At 71.3% G+C, this 22,780-nt stretch carries 25 protein-coding genes; 9 read left to right on the top strand and 16 right to left on the bottom strand.

The features are described from left to right. Positions 1–9: 9 nt before the first annotated feature. Both D9V36_RS10230 and D9V36_RS10225 read left to right on the top strand, forming a co-directional pair. Positions 10–480: a pyridoxamine 5'-phosphate oxidase family protein gene (locus tag D9V36_RS10230; protein WP_129293491.1), complete on the top strand. Its 471-nt coding sequence runs from the start codon at positions 10–12 to the stop codon at positions 478–480. Positions 481–508: 28 nt separating this feature from the next. Continuing rightward, the gene (locus D9V36_RS10225) at positions 509–829 is read left to right on the top strand and encodes a hypothetical protein (RefSeq protein WP_206739637.1); all 321 of its coding nucleotides are present in this window, start codon (positions 509–511) and stop codon (positions 827–829) included. Positions 830–855: 26 nt separating this feature from the next. Here the strand turns inward: D9V36_RS10225 and D9V36_RS10220 are convergent, their stop codons facing one another. Next, a complete protein-coding gene (locus D9V36_RS10220; RefSeq protein WP_129293490.1) occupies positions 856–1,521 on the bottom strand; it encodes a nitroreductase in 666 nt (221 codons plus the stop codon). A 116-nt stretch (positions 1,522–1,637) separates the two neighbouring features. Continuing rightward, entirely contained in the window at positions 1,638–2,057 is a 420-nt protein-coding gene (locus tag D9V36_RS10215; RefSeq protein ID WP_129293489.1) for an ester cyclase, read from the bottom strand. A gap of 132 nt (positions 2,058–2,189) precedes the next feature. Here D9V36_RS10215 and D9V36_RS10210 point away from each other — a divergent pair, with 132 nt between their 5' ends. Further along, positions 2,190–2,831, top strand: coding sequence for a dihydrofolate reductase family protein (locus D9V36_RS10210; protein WP_129293488.1), 642 nt, complete (start codon positions 2,190–2,192; stop codon positions 2,829–2,831). A gap of 228 nt (positions 2,832–3,059) precedes the next feature. Here D9V36_RS10210 and D9V36_RS10200 read toward each other — a convergent pair whose 3' ends face one another. Further along, positions 3,060–4,061: an Lrp/AsnC family transcriptional regulator gene (locus tag D9V36_RS10200; RefSeq protein ID WP_129293487.1), complete on the bottom strand. Its 1,002-nt coding sequence runs from the start codon at positions 4,059–4,061 to the stop codon at positions 3,060–3,062. 113 nt (positions 4,062–4,174) lie between these two features. On the opposite strand from D9V36_RS10200, the gene D9V36_RS10195 reads away from it, so the two are divergent. Beyond that, positions 4,175–5,542, top strand: coding sequence for an MFS transporter (locus tag D9V36_RS10195; RefSeq protein ID WP_241720786.1), 1,368 nt, complete (start codon positions 4,175–4,177; stop codon positions 5,540–5,542). Positions 5,543–5,575: 33 nt separating this feature from the next. Here the strand turns inward: D9V36_RS10195 and D9V36_RS10190 are convergent, their stop codons facing one another. Beyond that, positions 5,576–5,998, bottom strand: coding sequence for a MarR family winged helix-turn-helix transcriptional regulator (locus tag D9V36_RS10190; protein ID WP_129293486.1), 423 nt, complete (start codon positions 5,996–5,998; stop codon positions 5,576–5,578). A gap of 174 nt (positions 5,999–6,172) precedes the next feature. On the opposite strand from D9V36_RS10190, the gene eno reads away from it, so the two are divergent. From eno to D9V36_RS10165, 5 genes are all read left to right on the top strand, one after another. After that, positions 6,173–7,492, top strand: coding sequence for a phosphopyruvate hydratase (eno, locus tag D9V36_RS10185; RefSeq protein WP_129293485.1), 1,320 nt, complete (start codon positions 6,173–6,175; stop codon positions 7,490–7,492). 232 nt (positions 7,493–7,724) lie between these two features. Then, a complete protein-coding gene (locus D9V36_RS10180; RefSeq protein ID WP_129293484.1) occupies positions 7,725–8,330 on the top strand; it encodes a TIGR03086 family metal-binding protein in 606 nt (201 codons plus the stop codon). Between the two features lie 203 nt (positions 8,331–8,533). Further along, the gene (locus D9V36_RS10175; RefSeq protein ID WP_241720785.1) at positions 8,534–9,424 is read left to right on the top strand and encodes a carbohydrate ABC transporter permease; all 891 of its coding nucleotides are present in this window, start codon (positions 8,534–8,536) and stop codon (positions 9,422–9,424) included. After that, entirely contained in the window at positions 9,421–10,269 is an 849-nt protein-coding gene (locus D9V36_RS10170) for a carbohydrate ABC transporter permease (RefSeq protein WP_129293482.1), read from the top strand. The genes D9V36_RS10175 and D9V36_RS10170 overlap by 4 nt, the downstream gene beginning before the upstream one ends. 131 nt (positions 10,270–10,400) lie before the next feature. Continuing rightward, positions 10,401–12,083 carry a glycoside hydrolase family 13 protein gene (locus tag D9V36_RS10165; RefSeq protein ID WP_129293481.1) on the top strand — a complete coding sequence of 561 codons (1,683 nt, stop codon included), beginning with the start codon at positions 10,401–10,403 and terminating at the stop codon, positions 12,081–12,083. 21 nt (positions 12,084–12,104) lie between these two features. On the opposite strand, the gene D9V36_RS10160 is transcribed toward D9V36_RS10165, so the two are convergent. The 12 genes from D9V36_RS10160 to D9V36_RS10110 form a co-directional block, all read right to left on the bottom strand. After that, positions 12,105–12,947: a sirohydrochlorin chelatase gene (locus D9V36_RS10160; protein ID WP_129293480.1), complete on the bottom strand. Its 843-nt coding sequence runs from the start codon at positions 12,945–12,947 to the stop codon at positions 12,105–12,107. Between the two features lie 3 nt (positions 12,948–12,950). Further along, a complete protein-coding gene (locus D9V36_RS10155) occupies positions 12,951–13,886 on the bottom strand; it encodes an ABC transporter permease (RefSeq protein WP_129293479.1) in 936 nt (311 codons plus the stop codon). Beyond that, complete coding sequence (locus tag D9V36_RS10150; protein WP_206739635.1) at positions 13,873–14,679, bottom strand: ABC transporter ATP-binding protein; 807 nt, start codon at positions 14,677–14,679, stop codon at positions 13,873–13,875. The genes D9V36_RS10155 and D9V36_RS10150 overlap by 14 nt, the downstream gene beginning before the upstream one ends. Before the next feature lie 36 nt (positions 14,680–14,715). After that, positions 14,716–15,825 (bottom strand): aliphatic sulfonate ABC transporter substrate-binding protein, encoded by a 1,110-nt coding sequence (locus D9V36_RS10145; protein WP_129293477.1) that lies wholly within the window; start codon positions 15,823–15,825, stop codon positions 14,716–14,718. Positions 15,826–16,038: 213 nt separating this feature from the next. Beyond that, positions 16,039–17,448 (bottom strand): sulfate adenylyltransferase subunit 1, encoded by a 1,410-nt coding sequence (locus D9V36_RS10140; RefSeq protein WP_129293476.1) that lies wholly within the window; start codon positions 17,446–17,448, stop codon positions 16,039–16,041. A gap of 1 nt (position 17,449) precedes the next feature. Then, positions 17,450–18,394 (bottom strand): sulfate adenylyltransferase subunit CysD, encoded by a 945-nt coding sequence (gene cysD / locus D9V36_RS10135; RefSeq protein ID WP_129293475.1) that lies wholly within the window; start codon positions 18,392–18,394, stop codon positions 17,450–17,452. Further along, the gene (cysC, locus tag D9V36_RS10130) at positions 18,391–18,924 is read right to left on the bottom strand and encodes an adenylyl-sulfate kinase (RefSeq protein ID WP_129293474.1); all 534 of its coding nucleotides are present in this window, start codon (positions 18,922–18,924) and stop codon (positions 18,391–18,393) included. Before cysC ends, cysD begins: the two co-directional genes overlap by 4 nt. A gap of 20 nt (positions 18,925–18,944) precedes the next feature. Further along, on the bottom strand, positions 18,945–19,637 hold the full coding sequence (locus D9V36_RS10125; RefSeq protein WP_129293473.1) for a phosphoadenylyl-sulfate reductase: 693 nt from the start codon (positions 19,635–19,637) through the stop codon (positions 18,945–18,947). After that, complete coding sequence (locus tag D9V36_RS41900) at positions 19,634–19,822, bottom strand: hypothetical protein (RefSeq protein WP_088800600.1); 189 nt, start codon at positions 19,820–19,822, stop codon at positions 19,634–19,636. Before D9V36_RS41900 ends, D9V36_RS10125 begins: the two co-directional genes overlap by 4 nt. Before the next feature lie 31 nt (positions 19,823–19,853). Beyond that, positions 19,854–21,551: a nitrite/sulfite reductase gene (locus D9V36_RS10115; RefSeq protein ID WP_129293472.1), complete on the bottom strand. Its 1,698-nt coding sequence runs from the start codon at positions 21,549–21,551 to the stop codon at positions 19,854–19,856. 215 nt (positions 21,552–21,766) lie between these two features. Then, complete coding sequence (locus D9V36_RS43030; RefSeq protein WP_381650185.1) at positions 21,767–21,850, bottom strand: putative leader peptide; 84 nt, start codon at positions 21,848–21,850, stop codon at positions 21,767–21,769. Positions 21,851–22,053: 203 nt separating this feature from the next. Next, complete coding sequence (locus D9V36_RS10110; RefSeq protein ID WP_129293471.1) at positions 22,054–22,638, bottom strand: GNAT family N-acetyltransferase; 585 nt, start codon at positions 22,636–22,638, stop codon at positions 22,054–22,056. Positions 22,639–22,780: the final 142 nt, after the last annotated feature.

Genomic DNA, 22,780 nt, shown 5'->3' with positions numbered 1-22,780 from the left:
CCTCGCCACATGACATCAGTTGACTCCCGCCCCAGCGGACCCCGCAGCCCGGAGCAGCGCAAGCGCGAGGCGCTGGAACGGCTCGCACGGGACAACGACGTATGGGTCGCCACGGCCGACGGGACCGGTGAGCCGTGCCTCGTGCCGCTTGCTTTCTGGTGGGATGGCGAGGCGGTGTGGCTGTCCACCCGCGACACCAACCCGACCGGGCGAAACCTGTGCGCCTCGGGCCGGGTCCGGCTCAGCTTCGGCCACCCCCGGGACGTGGTCCTCATGCACGGCGCCGCACGCCTGCTGACCCGCGAGGAGCTTCCGGCCGAGGTGGGCGACGCCTTCGCCGCCAAGGACGGCTGGGACCCTCGCGAGGACCACCCGTCGTATGTCTTCTTCCAGGTCACCCCGGAGGTGCTGCAGGCCTGGGGAACGGTTCCCGAGATGGCCGGACGGACTCTGATGCGCGACGGGAAGTGGCTGGTCTAGGCCCGTTCGAGCCGAGGTGCGCCCTCTGGTGCTCGGTGAGTGGGCAGAGCATTTCCACGGCACCCACGTACGGGCCGGGAAGGTCCGCGACCAGCTCTTCCACCGCCACGAGTCGCCCGAACGCGGCTTCTTCCGGGTCTCCGGCACGGTCGAGGAGCTTGCGGAGCGGTGCGCCTACTGGTTCGAGAACCTGTTGAGCCGCCCCGTCGTCCGCGCCGAATGGCCGTTGGAAGGCGGGGTGCAAGCGATCCGCTGGGGTTTCGCCGGCATAGCAGAGGTCCTGGCGACGAGCGGTCCCGTCCCCGCCGACGGCTCACCCCCGTCCCTCCGCCTCCCGGTTCGTCACTGAACGGCCGGACGGGCACGCACCGGCCGTCACACTCCGATGAACCTCACTGTTTCTGCCATGTCCGCCCGCCCGGTACGCAGTCGTGGCACGCCCTCCTTCTCGACCCCCACCGCGACACCGCAGAACAGTACGAGCCCGTCGCCGGCTTCGGTGATCTGGCTGACAGTGCTGCGATACCTCGTCCACATCACCTGGGGGCAGCTGTGTAACCCTTCCGCCCTCAGCAACAGCATGACCGTCTGTAGGTACATCCCCGCGTCCGCCCATTGTCCGGGCCCCATCGTCCTGTCTAGGTAGCAGAACAGCACGACCGGTGCCCCGAACGCCTCCGAGTTCAAGGCGGCGATCTTCACGGGCCGGTCGGGGGCGTCGCGCTCGATGCCCAGCGCCTCGTACCGCTGGGCAGCCGCGGCGGAGAAGCGGTCCCGATAGGGCGAGGCCAGTTCCGCCGGGTACATCGGATACTCCCGCCCGTCGCCAGGGTCTCCCGCCAGTGCCCTGGCCGTCGCGCGCCTTTTCAGTTCGGCCAAGGGCTCACCGGTCACCACATACACCTGCCACGGCTGGAGGTTGCCACTCGACGGAGCCCGCGTCGCCGTGGCCAGCACCCGTTCGAGTGCCGCTCGGGACACCGGCTCCGCACTGAACGCCCGCACAGCCCGGCGACTGTCCACGGCTTCATATACATCCACGTCTTCGTGTCCTCTCGCGTAACGGCAACCACCTCTCCACCGTCGTCAGCACACACCACAGCCGACGGCGGGCACCCCGGGGCCGATCAGCGGTTCCGCGCCGGCTCCGGTCGGCGTCAACAGAACGACGGGATCTGCTCCGGTACGAGTCCCGCCTGGCGGAGGAGGCCGTGCAGGTCGGTCTCGCCCCAGAATTCGACGATGCGTCCGTCGCGGAGCCGGTAGGACTTGACCCCGGTCATGGTGAGGTCCCGGCCGGTGCGGTCGTGGGTGTAGGTCAGGGTGAAGGCCACGGTGACGCGGTCGTCCGCCGCGAAGAGGTCATCCACCTGGACGCGGCAGTGGGACAGGCCCGGGGCCAGCACTGCCTGTTCGGGATGGTGCCGCCCCTGGACGTGCCGCCCGGCGCCGTGGACGAGTACGTCCTCCGCCACGAGTTCCGCGAGATCGGCAACCCGCTGCGTCTCGAAGACGCGGAGGTGGCGGCGCACGACATCGGCGTTGCGCTTGCGGGTGGCCACGGCGGAGTCGGTCATGGAGGGACGGTATCCACCGGCCGGCCGGCGCCGCCAGACCCGCCGGTGCCTGCCGCGTGGCGGGCGATGACTTCGCGCCGGTCCGGGAGTCAATACGGGTGCAGGCTGACTCCGCACCCGAAAGGCAGCATCATGAGCAAGCTGATCGTCACCGCATTCGTCACCCTGGACGGCGTCATGCAGGCGCCCGGCGGCAAGGGCGAGGACGTCGACGAGGGGTTCGAGCACGGTGGTTGGCAGGTGCCGTATGTCGACGACGACTTCATGGGACTGATGACGGAGATCTTCGAGCGGACCGCCGATCATCTCCTGCTCGGCCGGAAGACCTACGACATCTTCGCCGCCCACTGGCCTCGCGTCACCGATGAGAACGACCCGATCGCCGTGAAGCTCAATGCCATGCCCAAGTACGTCGCCTCGCGCACCCGGAACAGCCTGGAGTGGAACAACTCCCATCTGCTGAAGGGCGACGGCGACGGCGATGTCGCGGACGCCGTCGCACGGCTCAAGGCGCAGCTGGACGGTGTGATCATGACGCAGGGCAGCAGCGACCTCATCCATACGCTGCAGCGGCACGACCTGGTCGACGAGTACCGGCTCCTCGTCAACCCGGTGATCATCGGCACCGGCAAGCGGCTCTTCGCCGAGGGCGCCGCTCCCGCCGCCTGGACGCTCACGGAATCCCGCACCACCGGCGTGGGCGTGCAGTACTGCGCCTACGAAAAGGCGGGGAAGCCCGCATACGGATCCTTCATGCTGGACGAGCAGGACTGAGGGCGCTCGACACACATTTCGTCGCGGCCGGTTGCTCGACACGCGTCTCGTCGCGGCCGGTTTCGCGCCCCGCGGGTCCCGGCCGCGAGTCCCGGGCTCAGCTCCGTACGCGGCCGGCCAGCAGGGTGCCCGCGGTGGCCAGGACCAGTCCGCCGAGGGTCAGCGGGCCGAGATGCTGGCCGAGCACGAGGGCGGCGAAGCCGGCGGTCATGGCCCGGGCCTGGGGCGCTACGTGGGCAGCAGTAGGGTGCCGGCCCGTTTGAGGGTGCGGATGACCGGTGCGGTCTCGATGGTGCGGATCGCGTCCAGGGAGGCGATCCGTTCCGTGAGATAGCGGGAAAGGTCGTGCGCGTCACGGCAGTTGACGGCGGCGAGCAGGTTGGTCGGACCGGTGGTCAACGCGACCAGAGAGGCCTCCGGATGACCGGCCAGCGCGGCCGCCACCGCGGTGAGCTTCGAGGGCTGAACGGACATCCAGAGCCGAGCCTCGGCGCGAAAGCCCAGCGCGGCCGAGGGGATGTCGACGAGGAAGTTCAGGACTCCGGCTCGGCGCAGGGCGGCGATACGGCGCCGGACGGTGGCGTCCGACCAGCCGGTGGCGGCGGCGAGTTCGGCGTAGCCGGTCCGGCCGTCCCGGCCCAGGGCTTCCAGGAGGGCGCGGTCGCCTTCCCGCAGCTCCACCGAGGCGTCCGCGTCCGCTTCCGCCGCCACATCCCTGTCGACGGCGGGCGGCGGGGTGAGGAGGGCGGCCTGTTCCGGGGTGAGCCACGCGGGCCCCGCCCAATTGTCGGGCAGGGCGTAGTGGGCGAGCAGGAGATGCGCCGAGACCGAGGTGACGCGAGCGGTGCGGGGCAGCTGGTGCAGGAGCAGTGCGTCGCTCTCGTCGCTGGAGCGGGTCTGTGTACTGAAGGAGATCTCCGTACCGCCGGACAGCAGATGGACGAAGGAGATGTCGCTGCGCTTGGCCAGTGCCGTGGCCATGGCTCCGGTCGCGTCGGGGGTGCAGCGCAGCCGGATCGTCCAGGCGCTGTAACCGAGCCGGGCGCCGTTCAGAGTGCCGACCACCCGCAGGATACCGGCGGTCCGCAGTCGCCGGTAGCGGCGGGCCACGGTGTTCTCGGAGACGCCGAGGGCCGCGCCGATGGCACGGAAAGCGGCCCGGCCGTCGATCTGCAGGGCGTGCACCAGCCCCCGGTCGACCTCGTCGAGGGTGACGGTATCTGCCTTCATCGGGCCCACCATGCCAGTATCCGGCACGAGGTGGGGCATGGCTGGTGGAATCCGCGCCCGTCGTCGGAGCGTGTGAGCGATTCCCTGCCCCCCCCATGAGAGGAAAGCCTCCCGTGAGAGGAAAGCTCATGCGCCCCTGGTGGCCGCTCGTGGCGATCTGCCTCGGCACCTTCCTGTTCCTGCTCGACACCACCGTCCTGAACGTCGCCCTGCCCGCCCTCGGCACCGATCTGCATGCACCCCTCTCCGGGCTGCAGTGGGTGGTGAACATCTACACCCTCGCCCTGGCCGTGCTGATGCTCCCCTTCGGTTCCCTCGCCGACCGGTTCGGCGCCCGCAACGTCTACGTCGCAGGTCTCACCGTCTTCGCCCTGGCCTCCCTGGGCTGCGCACTCGCGCCCGGCACCGGGCTGCTGATTGCCTCCCGTGGGGTGCAGGGCATCGGCGGTGCGGCCATGTCGGTGTCGGCCTTCGCGCTCATCGGCGCGGTCTACCGCGGCCCCGACCGGGGCACGGCGATGGGCGTCTTCGGCGCGGTCACCGGACTCGGCGCCGCGGTCGGCCCCATGCTCGGCGGCGTCCTGACCGAATACCTCAGCTGGCGGGCCGCCTTCCTCCTCAACCTCCCGCTGGCCGCCGGCACCGTGGCCCTCACCCTGCGCGTCCTCGGCAACGACCGCCGGCCGCGGGCCCACCGGGTCGATCTGCCCGGCACCGTCACGTTCGCCGTGTGCGCCGGCGCCCTCGTCCACGGCCTCACCCGGGCCGGCGAGGACGGCTGGACCCCCGCCGGGTGCGCCTCGATCGCCCTCGCCGCCGTCACGCTGGCCGTCTTCGTCGTGCTCGAACGCCGCTGTGCGCACCCGATGCTGGACGTACGGCTCTTCGGCCGCGCCTCCTTCGCGGCGGTGATGCTGTGCGTCCTGGCCTCCTCGGCCGCCTTCGCGGTGCTCCTGTTCACCTCGGTGTGGCTGCAGTCGGACCTCGGCCTCGGCCCGGTACGCGCGGGACTGGCCCTGATGCCGCTGGCCCTCGCCTCCTTCGCCACCTCACTGATCGCGGGACGGACCCTGCACGGTGCGTCGCCCCGCCTCGTCGTCGGCACCGGGCTGCTGCTCAGCGGTATCGGCTGCGCCCTGCAGAGCGGTCTGGACGCCACGTCCACCGCGAGCTCCGTGGCGCTCGGCCTCGCCGTCACCGGCATCGGCGTCGGCCTGATGGGCCCGGCCATGGCGGGAGCCGTCTTCGCCGCCGTACCCGCCGACCGCGGCGGCATGGCGGCCGGCGCGATGACCACCTTCCGCCAGCTGGGCCCGACCCTGTGCATCGCGGTCTTCGGCGTCCTCTTCCGGACGGGGGCCGGCACCGCACCGGCCGAGGGCCTGAACCGGGTATACGTCGCCGCCACGGTCGTCGGCCTGATCGGCGCGGCCCTCGCCTATACCTTCGTGCCCAAACCCGCGCCGGTGCCGGTGGGCTAGGGGAGACACCCCCTTGTATCCCTGTCGGGGGCGCTAACGGGTGGCGAGCCGTTCCAGCAGGGCGGCGCTCCGGGCCAGCAACGCCCGCTCCTCCTCCGTGAGTTCGGCCTCGATGGCCTGGGCGAGCCAGCCAGCCCTGCGGCCGCGCTCCGCTTCGAGCGCGACCCGGCCCGCGTCCGACAGCTCGACCAGCGACTTGCGGCCGTCCGTGGGGTGCGCCCGGCGCGTGATCAGGTTCTGTTCCATGAGGAGCCCCACGGCCCGGGCCATCGACTGGGGGCGTACCCGCTGATCGGCGGCGAGGTCGCTGGTGGTCATGGCGCCGTTGCGGTCGAGTGCGCCGAGCACGGCGGCCTGGCCCAGCGGGATGCGGTCCTCGTCCTTGACGCGTCGGGTGAGCTTGCCCATCGCGGTGCGCAGTTCGACGGCGATGGCGGCGGCTTCCGGGGTGGGCATAGGGCACCCTACCCCGCTGACCAGCAGCGTTGCGCACCTGGACTGTACAGCATTGCTGCTCAGCAATGCTGTACAGCTAAACTGCGCAGCATTGCTGTATGGTTTGGTTGTCGGGCTCAGCGCCAGCGTGGTCGCAGCCGGGGCCACGGCACACGACAACGGGAAGGAACTCCCATGTCCGCAACGGCAGCCGGAACCGTCGACGCCGGCACCGAGACCGTCATCGACACCGTCACCGCCCGCCGGATCATCGACAGCCGCGGCAACCCCACGGTCGAGGTCGACATCGTCCTGGCGGACGGGTCCCTGGGGCGCGCGGCGGTCCCCTCCGGCGCCTCCACCGGCGCCCGGGAGGCCGTGGAGCTGCGCGACGAAGACTCCGCGCGCTGGCACGGCAAGGGCGTCGACCGCGCGGTGGCCCACGTCAACGGGGAGATCGCGGCGTCCGTGCGCGGCCGGGACGCGGCGGACCAGGCGGGCCTCGACGCCGCGCTGATCGCCCTCGACGGCACCGCCGCGAAGTCCCGGCTCGGCGCCAACGCGATCCTCGGCGTCTCCCTCGCCGCTGCCAGGGCCGCCGCGGCGGCCCACCGGCAGCCCCTCTACCGCTACCTCGGCGGCGCCGGCGCCCACCTCCTGCCGCTGCCGATGATGAACATCGTCAACGGCGGCGCCCACGCCGACAATCCGCTGGATTTCCAGGAGTTCATGATCGTGCCCGTGGGCGCGGACACCTTCGCCGAAGCCGTCCGCATGGGCAGCGAGGTCTTCCACACCCTGCGCCGTGATCTGCTGGCCGCCGGGCACTCCACGGGCGTCGGCGACGAGGGGGGCTTCGCGCCCGCGCTGCGTACCGCCGAGGAAGCGCTCGACTTCGTGATGGCCGCCATCGAGCGCACCGGCTACCGCCCCGGCACGGACATCGGCCTGGTCATGGACCCGGCGTCGTCGGAGTTCTTCCGCGGCGGGGTCTACGACTACGCGGGCGAGGGGGTGTGCCGCACCCCCTCCGAGCACGCCGACCACCTGGCCGCGCTCATCGACGCCTACCCGGTCGTCTCCATCGAGGACCCGATGGCGGAGACGGACCTGGACGGCTGGCGCGAGCTGACCGCCCGCGTCGGCGACCGCTGTCAGCTCACCGGCGACGACGTGTTCTGCACCAACGAGACGCTGCTGCGCGAGGGCATCCGCACCGGCGTGGGCAACTCGGTCCTGGTCAAGGTCAATCAGATCGGGACCCTGACCGAGGCGCTGGGCACGGTGGCCACGGCCCACCAGGCGGGCTGGACGGCCGTCATGTCGCACCGCTCGGGCGAGACGGAGGACACCACCATCGCGGATCTGGCGGTGGCGACCGGCTGCGGTCAGATCAAGACCGGCTCGCTCTCCCGCTCCGACCGCACCGCGAAGTACAACCAACTGATCCGGATCGAGGAGGAGTTGGGCGACTCGGCGCGCTTCGCGGGGCGCTCCGCGCTGCGTCGGGCGTGAGCAGCGGCGGGGGCGTGTGGTCGGCCGCCCCAGCGGATGCCTTTCCCGCTACGGATGCGGGCGCGTTCGCGCCGGTGAGGATCGAGAGTAGGCGGTCGGACTTCACCGGCCCGGAGCGCCGTGCCCGGACGACGCGAAGAAACCTGACGGTAGGTGTCAGGTTATGGAGGGACGCTTCCTCCTGCACCGCACGACGTGCCTTTGAACTCTGCATGAACGGGAGCCAGTCCTCATGAACACTTCCCTCGACCCCCGGCTGCTGCTGGAGCGCGCGACCGGGCAGTTCGCCGCCCTGGTCGCGACCGTCGAGCCCAGCCGGTTCGACGACCGCACGCCCTGCACGGAGTACACCATCCGCGCGCTGATCGGCCATGTGCTGGGCAATACGCTTGCCTACGCGTGCATCGCCGAAGGCGGATCGGTCGCTGACGAGCCGGGAGACATCAAGGAAGTACCGGACGACGACTGGGCGGCGGCGTACAAAGCATCCGGGGAGAGGCTGACCGCGGCGGGCCGGGGGCTGACTGACGGCGCGCTCGACGGCATCGTGGATCTGGGTTTCGCCAAGATGCCGATGCGCGCCGCGCTGGGCGCGATCGTCATGGAGATTGCCACGCACACATGGGATCTGCGCGAGGCACTGGGCGCATCCCCTGAACTCGACCAGGAACTGGCGGAGTTCTCGCTGGCATATGCCCAGGACGCCTTGCCGCCGGCGAGGCGCGGAGCCCCCGCGCCCTTCGAACCGGTGCAGCCCGCTCCTGAGGGGGTGGACACCTACGGACGGCTGGCTGCCTGGCTCGGGCGGAAGGTGCCTGCCGGCACCCCGGGCGTCTGAGCGGCCACCTCAGCGGGGGACACACGCGGCGCATGAGCAGAGGCCATGCGCCGCGTCATACCGGTCGGAGCGGCCCGGGCGCGCCACCGGCGAGTGAACCTGTGAATGCCATGACCTCCGCCGCCGCACCCGTGTCGCGGCGCCAGGACCCGGATCCGGCGGGCCGGCAAACGCCGCCTGCGCCAGGCGGCGGGCCGGCCCGGGTGAGCAGACGCCGCCGGGCGCGTACCGGTTGGCTCTTCGCCTCCCCGGCGCTGCTGACCGTCGCCGCCGTGACGGTCTTCCCGGTGCTCTTCTCGGTGCTGCTCAGCTTCGCCGATGTCCGCCTGGAGTACGGCGGGTTCCGCATCCTGTCCCTGACGGGCGACCACTACGCCGCCGTGCTGAGCAGCCCGGAGTGGCGCCAGGCGCTCGCTTTCACCTTCGGGTTCACCGCCGTCACCGTCCTGCTGGAGCTGGTGCTGGGCACCGCGGCCGCGCTCGTGCTGGAGCGGCTGGGGGCGGCCCGCGGCCGGGTCCTGGCGGTCCTGCTGCTGCCCTGGGCCCTGATCAATGTCGTCGCCGCCCAGCTGTGGGGCTATCTCTACAACGGCACCTACGGCGGGCTGACCTGGCTCTGCACTGAGATTCTGGGCCACCAGCCGGACATCCTCGGGCAGCCCGCCTCCGCCATGGCTGCCATGGTGGTGGTCGACGTCTGGAAGACCACGCCCTTTGTCGCTATTGTCGTCCTCGCCGGGCTGATGCTGATTCCCGGCGACGTCTACGAGGCGGCAGAGATCGACGGCGCCGGCACCTGGACGACGTTCTGGAAGGTGACCCTGCCGCAGCTGCGTCCGATCATGGCCATCGCCGTCCTCTTCCGCATCCTGCAGGCCTTCGGCATCTTCGACCTGCCCTTCGTCCTGACCCAGGGCGGTCCGGGCACCGCCACCGAATCCCTGGCGATCCTGGGATACAAGACGCTCTTCCAGAACCTCGCCATCGGCCGCGGCGCGGCGGTGGCGACCACCACCGCCGCCATCGTGATCAGTTGTTGTCTGCTCTTCCTGCGGGTCTTCCGAGCGCAGGCCGACGAAGGGGGGCGGGGATGAACCGCCGTGCACCGGCGTCGGGCATCCGCCGGTACGTCAACGCCGTCAACCTGGGCGGTCTGGCGATCGTCGTGCTGTCGGCGCTGCCGCTGTACTGGATGATCGTGTCGTCCTTCAAGGGGCCGGGCGAGATCAGCGCCGACCCGCCGACCCCGGTCCCGAAGGCGGCGACGCTCGGCAACTACGCCGAAGCCTTCGTCCGCAACGGCATCGGCCGCTATCTGTTCAACAGCGTGCTGGTGGCGTCGGTTTCCACGGTCGCCGTGCTGGGGCTGTCCTTCTTCGCGGGCTACGCCCTGGCCCGCACCCCGCTGCGGGGCCGCGGCGCTCTCATGACCGCGCTGCTGATGCTGTCCGTCTTCCCGCCGATCGCGCTGGTCGTTCCGCTCTTCCTGCTGGAGCGGCAGCTGGGGCTGCTCAACAGCTATGCGGGCCTGATCGTGCCCTATGTCGCGCTGAACCTGCCGTTCGCCATCTGGATCATGCGCAACTACCTGGTCGGTGTGCCCCGTGAGCTGGAGGAGGCGGCCACCGTGGACGGCGCGGGCCCGCTGCGTACCGTCCCGACCGTCATCGCCCCCCTCGCCCGGCCGGGGCTGTTCACCGCGGGGATCTTCACCTTCACCGCGACCTGGTCGGAGTTCCTGCTCGCGCTGACCTTCAACAGCGAGGACGGCCACCGCACCGTTCCGGTCGGCATCGCCCTGTTCACCAGCCAGTACACCGTCCCCTACGGGACGTTGTTCGCGGGGGCCGTGGCCGCCACCGTGCCGATCGGCGTGCTGGTCATGATCTTCCGTCGCTCGATCGTCTCGGGCATGACCTCCGGGGCGGTGAAGGGATGAGACCTGTGGCCCCAGGCGGCGCCCGCCCCTCCTGCCCGCACTTCACCCGGCGCCGCACCACGCACCGTTCCTCCCCCGGCTGACGCCGGGAGGTGCCCCCATACGACCGCTCTCGTACCGAAAGGCTCCCCGTGACCGCACAGCACTTCGGCTCCGACCGCAGCATCACCGACTGGTGGCGGCAGGCCGTCGTCTACCAGGTGTATCCGCGCAGCTTCGCCGATGCCGACGGCGACGGCATCGGAGACCTCCCCGGTGTGACCTCCCGGCTGCCCTACCTCGCCGGCCTCGGTGTGGATGCCGTCTGGCTGAGCCCCTTCTACCCCTCACAACTGGCCGACGGCGGCTACGACGTCGACGACTACCGCAATGTCGACCCGCGTCTGGGCACCCTCGACGACTTCGATGCCATGGTGGCCGAGGCACACCGCCTTGGCCTCAAGGTGATGGTCGACATCGTGCCCAACCACTCCTCCGACCAGCACCTCTGGTTCCAGGAGGCGTTGCGCGCGGAGCCCGGATCCGCGGCCCGCGAGCGGTACGTCTTCCGCGAGGGCAAGGGCGAGCGGGGCGAACTGCCGCCCACCGACTGGGTCTCCTGCTTCGGCGGCCCCGCCTGGACCCGGCTGCCGGACGGCTGGTGGTACCTCCATCTCTTCGCCCCCGAGCAGCCCGACTTCAACTGGGACAACCCCGAGGTCCGCGCGGACTTCCTGCACACCCTGCGCTTCTGGTCGGACCGCGGCGTCGACGGCTTCCGGGTCGATGTGGCCCACGGCCTGGCCAAGGACCTGGCCGCGCCGCTGCGCGACATCGGCACCGTCGAGGGCTACACGCCCGCGGACCTCCCCGAGGACGGCAGCCACCCCTTCTGGGACCGCGACGAGGTGCACGACATCTTCCGCGACTGGCGCAAGGTCTTCAACGAGTACGACCCGCCGCGGGTCGCCGTCGCCGAGGCCTGGGTACGCAGCTCCCGCCGTACCGCCTACGCCACCCCGCAGGAACTCGGCCAGGCCTTCAACTTCGACTTCCTCAGGGCCGCGCTGCACGCCGGGGAGCTGCGCGCCGCCATCGACACCGCACTCGCCGACGCACGGGCGGCCGGGGCCACCGCGACCTGGGTGCTGTCCAACCACGATGTGATCCGGCACGCCTCCCGGTACGGCCTGCCGGACGGCCGCGACGAGGAGGCCTGGCTGCTCTCCGACGGACAGGAACCCGTCCTGGCCCGGGAGTTCGGGCTGCGCCGGGCGCTGGCCGCCACCCTGTTGATGCTGGCCCTGCCGGGCTCCGGCTACGTCTACCAGGGCGAGGAACTGGGGCTGCCCGAGGTCGCCGGCCTCTCCCGGGACAGCCTCCAGGACCCGGTGTGGACCCGCAGCGGAGGCCGGCTGAAGGGGCGGGACGGCTGCCGGGTGCCCCTGCCCTGGCGGCGCGAGGGCAGCTCGTACGGCTTCGGCGGCGGGGGTGCCTGGCTGCCGCAGCCGGCCGGATGGGGCGAGCTGTCCGTCGAGGCCCAGCAGGGTGTGGCGTCCTCGCCTCTGGAGCTGTACCGCACGGCGCTCGCCACCCGCCGCCGGCTGCTGGCCGACGAGGCGCTGGAATGGGCCGATGACGCGCCGACGGCCCGCCCGGACGTCCTGCACTTCCGCCGCTCGGGCGGCTGGGAGTGCGTGACCAACCTGTCGGGCGAGCCCAGGCCGTTGCCGCCCGGAGAGTTGCTGCTGGCCTCCGCACCGGTCACCGGCGACGCACTGCCGCCGTGGACGACGGTCTGGCTGCGCACCGCGCAGGTCTCCGCGCAGGTCTGACCCGCCGCCCGTGGGGACCCGTCAGGCGGTCAGCGCCGTCAGGTCCCCACGGGCGCCGTCCAGGACCGCCGCTTCGTAGCGCCGCAGCAGCAGGCGGGCCAGCTCGGGTGCCGGGCCGAGGACGGGGGCGAGGACATCGGCCCCGGCCTCACGGGCCCCGGCGGCAATGCGATCCGGGAGGAAGCCCGGGGCGATGACGTACGGGGCCACGGCCACCCGGCCGACGCCCTCGGCCCGCAGTTCCCGCACCGCGTCGGCCGTACGGGGAAGAGATGCGGAGGCGAACGCAGGTCGCACGGCACACCAGCCAGCGGTGTGCCGCCACTCCCGCGCGATTTCAGCGATCACTGCGCTCGCCTCCGGGTCGGAGGAGCCCGCCGAGGCCAGCACGACCCCGGTCGAGCCACGGTCGCCGGGCCGCACCCCGGCCTGTGCCAGCCGGCGCTCCAGCGCGGCGGTCAGCAGCGGCGAAGGGCCCAGCACCTCGGCCTGACGGACGGCCAGCCGGGGCAGCCGTGCCGTCGCCGCCCGCAGGACCGCCGGGATGTCGGACTTGGCGTGGAAGGCGCGGGTCAGCAGCAGCGGCAGCGCCACCACCTCCCGTACGCCCTCTCCCGGTCCGCCACGACGCCCGGACGCCGCCGCGCGCCGCTCCTCCGCCTCCGCCTCCGCCTCCGCCGACAGCCGCTCCAGCACCCGCGGCACCCGGGGCGCGTTGAAGTCGAGGTAGCCGACCTCGACGCGCAGCCCCGGCCGCAGCGCCCGCACCCGCGCACAGAGCGCGGAGACGGCCGCGGCGTGCCGCGGATCGCGGCTGCCGTGGGCGACGACGAGAAGCGTGGGGCGAGGGGGGCACAGGTCCATGGTTCAGCTCTTCACGAGGAGGCCGCGGCTGCGCAGCACCCGGCGTTCGATGGGGGCGAAGATCAGCAGCTCGATGCCGATGCCGACGAGGAGGATGAGGAGGATCGCGGCGAGCACCCAGGACATGTCCTGGACCTCGCGGCCCTGCTCCAGCAGCTGGCCCAGCCCGGTGCCCAGATCGGGCGCGTTGACGATGAGCTCGGCGGCCATCAGGGAGCGCCAGGAGAACGCCCAGCCCTGCTTGAGCCCGGCGATATAGCCCGGCAGCGCGGCCGGGAGCAGCACATGGCGGATGCCGGCCAGCCCGGTGGCGCCGATGGTACGGCCGGCCCGCAGGTAGAGCGGGGAGATCTGGTCGACGCCCGCCACCAGGCCGTTGGCGATGGACGGGACCGCGCCGAGCAGCACCACCGCGTAGATCGTGGCGTCGCTCAGCCCGAACCAGATGATCGCGGCCGGGACCCAGGCCACCGACGGCAGCGACTGCAGCCCGCTCAGGATCGGCCCGATCGCGGCCCGTACGGCCTTGACCCGGGCGACGACCAGCCCGAGCACCGTACCGAGAGCCACCGAGACGACGAAGCCCAGGGCGCCACGGGAGACGCTGGTCCACACGAAGCCCAGCAGGGTGCCCTCGAGCCACTTCTGCTGCAGCGAGTGCGCGACGTCGACGGGGCTCGGCAGCAGGTAGTGCGGCTTCAGCTCGAAGTGGTAGGCGAGCTGCCACACCACGAGCACGATGACGATCGCGACGAGGGGAGGGAACGCCTTCGAGGCGAAGGTGCGCAGCCACGGCTGCCGGTCGACGACCCGGGATTCCAGGGCGTCGAGCCCGGCCTCCAGGCCGGCGATGTCACCGGCCGCAGTGGCGTCGCCGCCGGTCGCGGTGCCCTCGTCCTTCCGGGCGGCGGAGAGGTCCTTGGTCTCAGTGCTGGCCATGGCGGCGGATCTCCCCACGGAGCTGTTCGGTGATCTCGATGGAAAGGTCGGCGACCGCGGCGTCCTCGATGCGGCGCGGCTGCGGGATGTCCACCCGCCACTCGCGGGCGATCTTGCCGGGGCGGGAGGACAGCAGCACCACCCGCTCGGCGAGCCGCACGGCCTCGCGGACGTTGTGGGTGACGAACAGGACCGAGAGGTTCGTCTCTCGCCAGATGCGGGTCAGCTCGTCGTGCAGCACATCGCGGGTGATCGCGTCGAGCGCGGCGAACGGCTCGTCCATCAGCAGCAGTTGGCTGTCCTGGGCCAGGGCGCGGGCCATCGCCACGCGCTGGCGCATACCGCCCGACAGCTCGTGCACCCGCTTGCCGTGGGCCCCCTTGAGCCGGACGAGTTCCAGCAGCCGCTCGGCCTCGTCCCGGCGCTCCGCGCGCGGCACCCCGCGCAGCCGCAGCGCCAGTTCGATGTTGCGGCCGGCGGTCAGCCACGGGAACAGCGCATGTTCCTGGAACATCAGGGCCGGCCGCCCGCCGGGCGTCTCGATGGCGCCGGCGGACGGCGCGTCCAGACCGGCCACGAGGTTGAGGAGGGTGGACTTGCCGCAGCCCGAGGCCCCCAGGAGGCAGACGAACTCACCGGGCGCCACATCGATGCTGATGTCGTCCAGGACATGCTGCTGTGCGCCGGTGCGGCCGAACGACTTCGAGACATGGTCGATGCGGGCCGCGTACGGCACGGTGGTGCCCGGGTCCGCCGTGGCGGGTTGCTGCTGGGGGAGCGTGGTGGTCGTCATCGGTGTCACCTCCTGGGGAAAAGCGGTGCGACGGGGCTACTTGCTGCCGAGTCCGGCGTCGGAGACCGGCTGCTGGCCCTCGGACTTCAGCACCTTGTTGAGCAGCGTGAGGTCGTAGATGCCCTTGAGGTCGGGCTTCTTGAGCAGACCCGCCTTGACGGCGTGGTCCGCCTCCTCGTGGAGGGTGGCGGCCAGCGGGTCATCGGTGACATCGACGTTCTTGAACGCCGGGTCGAGGACGTTCTGCGGCAGCGCCTTGCCGGCCACGTCCGGGGAGGCGAGCTTGTCGTTGAGGGCCTTCTTCGCCTCGGCCGGGTGCGACCGGATCCAGGCGTTGGTCTTCACCGAGGCCCGCAGCACCGCCTCGACGGCCTTGGGGTGCGCCTTGAGGAACTTCTGCGAGACGATCATGTTCGTGATGACGAACTTCCCGTCCTTCCACAGCTTCTTCTCGTCCAGCAGCGTCTTGCCGCCCTCGGCGACGAGCTTGGAAGCGGTGGGCTCGGGCACCCACGCGCCGTCGATCCCGCCCTGCTGGAAGACGGTCGGCGTCACCTTGTTGTCGGTGCGCTGAACGGTGACATCGCCCTTGCCGGTGGTGGGGTCGACCTTGAGGCCCTTGCCCGACAGGTAATTCAGCAGCGCGACGTCCTGGGTGTTGCCCAGCTGCGGGGTCGCGATCTTCTTGCCCTTGAGATCGTTCAGGCTCTTGATCTTCTTGGGGTTGACCACCAGCGAGACACCGCCGGAGGCCGAACCGCCAATGATCTTCAGGCTCTTGCCGTGCGACTTGACGTAGCCGTTGATCGCGGGGGAGGGGCCGATCCAGCCGATGTCGACGGCGCCCGAGTTCAGCGCCTCGATCTCGGCGGGGCCCGCGTTGAAGGGGGCGGCCTTCACCTCGGTGCCGCCCAGTTCCTTCTGGAACGCACCGTTCTGGAGGCCGATCAGGGGAGTCGCATGGGTGGTGTTGCCGAAGAACCCGATCGTGAGGTGATCGAGCCCGTCGGTCTTGGCGCCCTTGGGCGCGACACCGGCCGCGGTGTCCTTCTTGGCCTCGGAACCGTAACCGCAGGCGCCCAGCGCCCCGATCAGGAGCGGGACGGCGGTGGCGGCCGCCAGCAGGCGGTGACGAACGGCAGACACGGGAGGGGGTCCTCTCGGAGGGCCGGGTCAGTACGCGCCTTCTAGGGCGCGCCCGGCAGATCGATGGATCTTCGGAAGGGGGGTGTGGGGGATACGGAGCCGTGCATCGTCAGCGGACACATCGGCCGACTCCGCCCTGCCCGCTGCCCAGGGCGCCGCTGCCGATGCGGCCGCCCTCCTTCGCGAAGGTCGAGAACACGTCCTGGAGCATGCTCAGAAGTCCCATCCCTCGTCGTCGTCCGCGCCGTCGGCCACAGCGGCCTCGGCGGCCGCCTCGGCGAAGGCGTTGCCCGCCATCCCCGCGGTCAGGGTCGTACCGTCTGCCGGGTCGATCAGGAGGAAGGAGCCGGTGCGGCGGGAGTCGGCGTAGGCGTCCAGGGCCAGGGGTTCGGCGGTGCGGAGGGTGACGCGGCCGATGTCGTTGGCGGCGAGTTCGCCGGGGGCCGGGTGCGGGGAGAGATCGTCCAGGGTGAGACGGGACGGGATGTCCTTGACCAGGGCCTTCACGGTGCGGGTGGTGTGCTTGAGCAGCACCCGCTGGCCGACGGTCAGGGGACGGTCCGCCACGTGGCAGACGGTGGCCTCGATGTCCTGCGAGAGGTCCGGCGCGGTGGCCGTAGGGGCGATCAGGTCACCGCGTGAGATGTCGAGGTCGTCGGTGAGGCGGACGGTGACCGACTGCGGTGCCCAGGCGGCGTCCACGGCCTGGCCCAGGGCGTCGATCGCCTCGATGGTGCTGGTGCGGCCCGAGGGCAGGGCGGTGACGGCGTCGCCGACGCGCAGCACACCGGAGGCGATCTGGCCCGCGTAGCCGCGGTAGTCGGGGTGCTCGGCGGTCTGCGGACGGATGACGTACTGGACCGGGAAGCGCGCCGGGTCCTGTGACGGGTCGTCGACGACGGGCACGGTCTCCAGGTGCTCCAGCACGGTGGGGCCGCCGTACCAGTCCATGTTCGCGGACGGCGACACCACGTTGTCGCCGGCCAGCGCCGAGATCGGGATGGCGGTGCACCACTTGTCCTGGAGGTTCCCCCCAGACCTCCAGCCCGGGACGCCCAGCGAGGCCGCGTAGGTCGTGAACTCCTCGGCGATGGCGGCGAAGACGGGCTCGGCGTAGTCGACCAGGTCCATCTTGTTGACGGCCAGCACCACATGCGGGACGCGCAGCAGGGCGGCGACCGCGGCGTGCCGGCGGGTCTGCTCGACCACGCCGTTGCGGGCGTCGACCAGCACCACGGCCAGCTCGGCGGTGGAGGCGCCGGTGACCATGTTGCGGGTGTACTGCACATGCCCGGGGGTGTCCGCCAGGATGAACCGGCGCCGCGGGGTGGCGAAGTAGCGGTAGGCGACATCGATGGTGATGCCCTGCTCGCGCTCGGCGCGCAGCCCGTCGGTCAGCAGCGCCAGGTCGGGCGTCTCCTGCCCGCGGCCCAGGGAGGCGCGCTCGACGGCCTCCAGCTGGTCGGTGAGCACCGACTTGGAGTCGTGCAGCAGCCGGCCCACCAGCGTGGACTTGCCGTCGTCGACGGAGCCCGCGGTGGCGAAGCGCAGCAGCGAGGTGGCACCCGCCTCGATGATGCCGGCCGCGCCCGTACTCGTGCCCGCAGTCGTGTTCGTGCTCATGTTAGAAGTACCCCTCGCGCTTGCGGTCCTCCATGGCGGCCTCGGACATCTTGTCGTCGGCCCTGGTGGCGCCCCGCTCGGTGAGCCGGGACGCGGCGATCTCCGCGATCACCGCCTCGATGGTGTCGGCGTCGGAGTCGACGGCACCGGTGCAGGACATGTCGCCGACGGTGCGGTAGCGCACCTGCCGCCGCTCCAGGCTCTCGCCGTCCTTGGGGCCGCCCCACTCGCCGGGGGAGAGCCACATACCGCTGCGGGCGAAGACCTCGCGCTCGTGGGCGTAGTAGATGGCGGGCAGCTCGATCTTCTCGCGGGCGATGTACTGCCACACGTCCAGCTCGGTCCAGTTGGACAGCGGGAAGACGCGGACGTGCTCGCCGGGGGAGTGCTTGCCGTTGTAGAGCTGCCACAGCTCGGGGCGCTGGCGGCGCGGGTCCCAGCCGCCGAACTCGTCGCGCAGCGAGAACACCCGCTCCTTGGCGCGCGCCTTCTCCTCGTCCCGGCGGCCGCCGCCGAAGACCGCGTCGAAGCGGCCCTTGTCGATGGCGTCCAGCAGCGGGACGGTCTGCAGCGGGTTGCGGGTGCCGTCGGGGCGCTCGCGCAGCTCACCGCGGTCGATGAAGTCCTGCACGGAGGCGACGTGCAGCCGCAGACCGTGCCGCTCCACCGTACGGTCGCGGTAGTCCAGGACCTCGGGGAAGTTGTGCCCGGTGTCGACGTGCAGCAGCGAGAACGGCACCGCGGCCGGCGCGAACGCCTTCAGCGCCAGGTGCAGCATGACGATGGAGTCCTTGCCGCCGGAGAACAGGATCACCGGCCGCTCGAACTCACCCGCCACCTCACGGAAGATGTGCACCGCCTCCGACTCCAGGGCGTCGAGGTGGGAGAGGGCGTACGGGTTGTCGGCGTCCTCGGCGTTCCCGGTCACGGCCGTGACGGTCGTCATGCCAGTCCCCTTTCGGTGAGCAGCGCATGCAGTGCCGCCGCGGACTCCTGCACGGTCTGGGTGTGCGACTCGATGCGCAGGTCGGGTGAGGCGGGCGCCTCGTACGGGTCGTCCACGCCGGTCAGACCGGAGATCTCACCGGCCGCCTGCTTGGCGTAGAGCCCCTTCACATCCCGCTCGGAGCACACCTCGACGGGCGTGGCCACATGCACCTCCAGGTAGGGGGTGCCCTCGCTCTGGTGGCGCCCCCGTACGGCCTCCCGGCTGTCCGCGTACGGCGCGATCACCGGCACCAGCGCCTTGACGCCGTTGCTCGCCAGCAGTTCGGCCACGAAGCCGATCCGCTGGACGTTGGTGTGCCGGTCCTCGCGGGTGAAGCCGAGGCCGGCGGACAGGAACTCGCGGATCTCGTCGCCGTCCAGCACCTCGACGCGGTGGCCGTCGCCGCGCAGCTTCCCGGCCAGTTCGTGCGCGAGGGTCGTCTTGCCCGCGCTCGGCAGACCGGTCAGCCAGATCGTGGCGCCCGTCATGGATATCTCCTGATGCTCGGTCATCCGTGCAGCCCGCACTCGGTCTTGTTGCTGCCGGCCCAGCGGCCGGCCCTGGCGTCCTCGCCCTCCAGCACCCGGCGGGTGCAGGGCGCGCAGCCCACGGAGGCGTAGCCGTCCGTCAGCAACGGGTTGGTGAGCACCCCGTGCTCGTTCACGTACGCGTCCACATCGGCCTGCGTCCAGCGGGCGATCGGGGAGACCTTCACCTTGCGCCGCTTGGGGTCCCAGCCGACGACCGGGGTGTTCGCCCGGGTGGGCGACTCATCCCGGCGCAGGCCCGTCGCCCAGGCGTCGTAGCCGGCCAGGCCCTCTTCGAGCGGCTTGACCTTGCGCAGCGCGCAGCACAGGTCCGGGTCGCGGTCGTGCAGTCTCGGGCCGTGCTCGGCGTCCTGCTCGGCGACCGTCTGGCGCGGCGTCAGGGTGCGGACGTTGACGTCCATCACCTCGGCCACCGCGTCCCGGGTCCCCAGGGTCTCGGGGAAGTGGTAGCCGGTGTCCAGGAAGACCACGTCCACGCCGGGGAAGGCCCGCGAGGCCAGGTGCGCGACGACCGCGTCCTCCATGGAGGAGGTGACGCAGAAGCGCGGACCGAAGGTCTCGGCGGCCCATTCCAGGATGGCCAGGGCGGGCGCGTCCTCCAGATCGCGGCCCGCCTGCTCGGCGAGCTGCTGAAGGTCGGTTGCGGTGGTCACGGAGTACCTCCGTCGGAAGCGGAAGGGGGCCGGCCGGTGCTTCCCGGCGTCAGCAGCCCCAGGAACTTCAGCCGGAACGCGCGACTGCAGGACCGGCATTCCCACGCACCGTGACCCTCCTCCGAGGGCCGCAGGTCCTCGTCCCCGCAGTACGGGCAGTAGAACGGCGCCGCACGCTCACTCACTGTGCCCCCCGCTCAGCCTCGGTGCGCTCGCTCACTTCAGCGCACCCTCTTCCGCACGGGCAGCCCACTGGGCGAACCGCTCGTCCTCCTCGCGCTGCGCCTCGAAGTTGCGCAGCACCCGCTCGACGTAGTCGGGGAGTTCATCGGCGGTGACCTTCAGACCGCGGACCTTGCGGCCGAAGCCGGCCTCCAGGCCCAGCGCGCCGCCCAGGTGTACCTGGTAGCCCTCGACCTGGTTGCCGTCGTCGTCCAGGACCAGCTGGCCCTTGAGACCGATGTCCGCGACCTGGATACGGGCGCAGGCGTTCGGGCAGCCGTTGAGGTTGATGGTGACCGGCTCCCGGAAGTCCGGCATCCGGCGCTCCAGTTCGTCGATCAGCGAGGCGCCACGGCCCTTGGTCTCGACGATGGCCAGCTTGCAGAACTCGATACCGGTGCAGGCCATCGTGCCGCGCCGGAACGGCGAGGGGGTGACCTGGAAGTCCAGCGCCTCCAGCCCGGCGACCAGCCCGTCGACCTGGTCCTGCTCGACGTCGAGGACGATCATCTTCTGCTCGACGGTGGTGCGCAGCCGGTCGGAGCCGTGGGCGGCGGCCAGTTCGGCGATCTTGGTGAGGGTGGTGCCGTCGACCCGGCCCACCCGCGGGGCGAAGCCCACGTAGAAGCGGCCGTCCTGCTGCCGGTGCACCCCGATGTGGTCGCGCCACGTGGAGACCGGCTCCTCGGGAGCGGGGCCGTTGGCCAGCTTGCGCTGCAGGTACTCGTCCTCCAGCACCTGGCGGAACTTCTCCGGGCCCCAGTCGGCCATCAGGAACTTCAGCCGGGCGCGGGTGCGCAGCCGGCGGTAGCCGTAGTCCCGGAAGATGCCGACGACGCCGGCCCACACGTCGGCGACCTCGTCCAGCGGCACCCAGGTGCCCAGGCGCTGGGCGAGCTTGGGGTTGGTGGACAGGCCGCCGCCGACCCAGAGGTCGAAGCCGGGGCCGTGCTCGGGGTGGACGACGCCGACGAACGCCACGTCGTTGATCTCGTGGACCACGTCCTGGACGGGCGAGCCGGAGATCGCCGTCTTGAACTTCCGCGGCAGGTTGGAGAATTCCTTGCTGCCGATGTAGCGCTCGTGGATCTCGTCGACGGCCGGGGTGCCGTCGATGATCTCGTCCGCCGCGATGCCGGCCACCGGGGAGCCGATGATCACGCGCGGGCAGTCGCCGCAGGCCTCGGTCGTGGACAGGCCCACGGCCTCCAGCTTCTCCCAGATGGCGGGGACGTCCTCGATGCGGATCCAGTGCAGCTGGATGTTCTGCCGGTCGGTGATGTCCGCGGTGCCGCGGGCGTACTGCTCGGAGACCTCGCCGATGGCGCGCAGCTGGGCCACGCTCAGGCGTCCGCCGTCGATGCGCACCCGCAGCATGAAGTACTTGTCGTCCAGCTCCTCCGGCTCCAGGATCGCGGTCTTGCCGCCGTCGATCCCGGGCTTGCGCTGGGTGTAGAGGCCCCACCAACGCATCCGCCCGCGCAGATCGTTGGGGTCGATGGAGTCGAAACCCGACTTGGAGTAGATCGTCTCAATGCGGGTCCGCACATTGAGACCGTCGTCATCCTTCTTGAACTGCTCGTTGCCGTTGAGCGGCGTGTGGTGGCCCACGGCCCACTGGCCCTCGCCGCGGTGGCGTCCGGCCTTGCGGCGGGTCGTGGCAGCTGCGGGACGTTCGGGGGAGGCGGCCATGGGTGTACGTCCTTCTGGGCGGGCTCAAGGAATGCCGACGGGGCGCTGAGTACCCGCGCTGACCTGCGCAGGCATACCGGAATACGGCGCGTGGCAAACGCGTCGGAAGGCCTGCGGGTCGAGGGGTGTCAGCGCGTCCGCGACGATGGGGACGGCGTGAGATGCGGTGGTGCCGGGTGCTGCCAGGGGTCGAGGGGCCCCTGCTGGGTGCAGCCTCAGCGCGCCCGACAAATGGCGCTGGACATGCGGCCGAGGTCGACGTGCCGCCGACTCACCAAGGCAATTCCAGCTCGAGACATGACGGAAGCCTGGCACGCCGCTCTCCGGCCAGTCCACCGTCATCCAGAATCCGGACACCTGGGTCTCGCATGGCGAGACGGTGTGGTGTCGGTCACTCGCCGGCGGGCGTGCCGGTGGGGGAGGGGGGCGGCTCCGCGGATCCCGTCGGCTCCGCGGAGCTCGCCGGCCTTGCCGGCTGCGTCGGCCACGCCGGTCCTGTCGGCTACGCCGGTTCCGTGGGGCCCGCGCCGGGCCAGGGGCCGGGGGCCGGTACGTCGGGTTCCTCGGTCACCGTGGTCTCGTACACCCGGAAGCCGCGCCGCTCGTAGTTGGCTCGCGCGTGCTGACCGTCCAGGCTGCACGTGTGCACCCACACCCGCTTGGTCGGTGCCAGCTCCGGCCACCGCTCGGCCAGATCCCAGGCCCGCTCGGTGCCGTGGGAGAGCAGGTGTCCGCCGATCCGGCGCCCCCGGAAAGCCGGGGCGAGGCCGAAGTAAACGATCTCCACGGATCCGTCCGCCTCCGCTGCCAGCTCGACGAACCCGGCCGGCGTGCCATGCTCATACGCCACCCAGGTCTCCACCCCGGGGCGTCCGAGGTGTGCCATCCACTCTGCGTACGGCCATCCCAGCCGGTCGGTCCAGGTGACATCGCCACCCACCGCCGTATAGAGGAAGCGGCTGAATTCCGGCGACGGTATCTGTGAGCGGACGATCCGGATGTCCTGCTCGGCCGTCGGCCCCGCGGCGGGGGACAGGTCGGCGCGCGAGGTCTGCTCGAGGTACCACGTGGTGACCGAGATGCTCATGGGGCCAGCACATCACACCGGGAGCGGGGCCCGGGGGCGTTGCGGGTGAACGGGGCGGAGCCACGTCCCGAATGGTGAGACACCTGCTCACAGTGTGGGGTGCCGGTCTCCGATGCCCGCCTGTCGAAGCGGATACGCGGAG

Origin of the sequence: Streptomyces lydicus (genome assembly GCF_004125265.1) — a bacterium.
GTDB classification, from domain to species: domain Bacteria; phylum Actinomycetota; class Actinomycetes; order Streptomycetales; family Streptomycetaceae; genus Streptomyces; species Streptomyces lydicus_C.
Note: the sequence above shows the minus strand (reverse complement) of the source record. Positions and strands in the feature narration are given on the sequence as shown.

Coding starts and splice junctions, on each gene's coding strand:
- D9V36_RS10230 (WP_129293491.1), top strand. CDS start 10: ATGACATCAGTTGACTCCCGCCCCAGCGGACCCCGCAGCCCGGAGCAG.
- D9V36_RS10215 (WP_129293489.1), bottom strand. CDS start 2,057: ATGACCGACTCCGCCGTGGCCACCCGCAAGCGCAACGCCGATGTCGTG.
- D9V36_RS10210 (WP_129293488.1), top strand. CDS start 2,190: ATGAGCAAGCTGATCGTCACCGCATTCGTCACCCTGGACGGCGTCATG.
- D9V36_RS10200 (WP_129293487.1), bottom strand. CDS start 4,061: ATGAAGGCAGATACCGTCACCCTCGACGAGGTCGACCGGGGGCTGGTG.
- D9V36_RS10190 (WP_129293486.1), bottom strand. CDS start 5,998: ATGCCCACCCCGGAAGCCGCCGCCATCGCCGTCGAACTGCGCACCGCG.
- eno (WP_129293485.1), top strand. CDS start 6,173: ATGTCCGCAACGGCAGCCGGAACCGTCGACGCCGGCACCGAGACCGTC.
- D9V36_RS10180 (WP_129293484.1), top strand. CDS start 7,725: ATGAACACTTCCCTCGACCCCCGGCTGCTGCTGGAGCGCGCGACCGGG.
- D9V36_RS10170 (WP_129293482.1), top strand. CDS start 9,421: ATGAACCGCCGTGCACCGGCGTCGGGCATCCGCCGGTACGTCAACGCC.
- D9V36_RS10160 (WP_129293480.1), bottom strand. CDS start 12,947: ATGGACCTGTGCCCCCCTCGCCCCACGCTTCTCGTCGTCGCCCACGGC.
- D9V36_RS10155 (WP_129293479.1), bottom strand. CDS start 13,886: ATGGCCAGCACTGAGACCAAGGACCTCTCCGCCGCCCGGAAGGACGAG.
- D9V36_RS10150 (WP_206739635.1), bottom strand. CDS start 14,679: ATGACGACCACCACGCTCCCCCAGCAGCAACCCGCCACGGCGGACCCG.
- D9V36_RS10140 (WP_129293476.1), bottom strand. CDS start 17,448: ATGAGCACGAACACGACTGCGGGCACGAGTACGGGCGCGGCCGGCATC.
- cysD (WP_129293475.1), bottom strand. CDS start 18,394: ATGACGACCGTCACGGCCGTGACCGGGAACGCCGAGGACGCCGACAAC.
- cysC (WP_129293474.1), bottom strand. CDS start 18,924: ATGACGGGCGCCACGATCTGGCTGACCGGTCTGCCGAGCGCGGGCAAG.
- D9V36_RS10115 (WP_129293472.1), bottom strand. CDS start 21,551: ATGGCCGCCTCCCCCGAACGTCCCGCAGCTGCCACGACCCGCCGCAAG.
- D9V36_RS43030 (WP_381650185.1), bottom strand. CDS start 21,850: ATGTCTCGAGCTGGAATTGCCTTGGTGAGTCGGCGGCACGTCGACCTC.
- D9V36_RS10110 (WP_129293471.1), bottom strand. CDS start 22,638: ATGAGCATCTCGGTCACCACGTGGTACCTCGAGCAGACCTCGCGCGCC.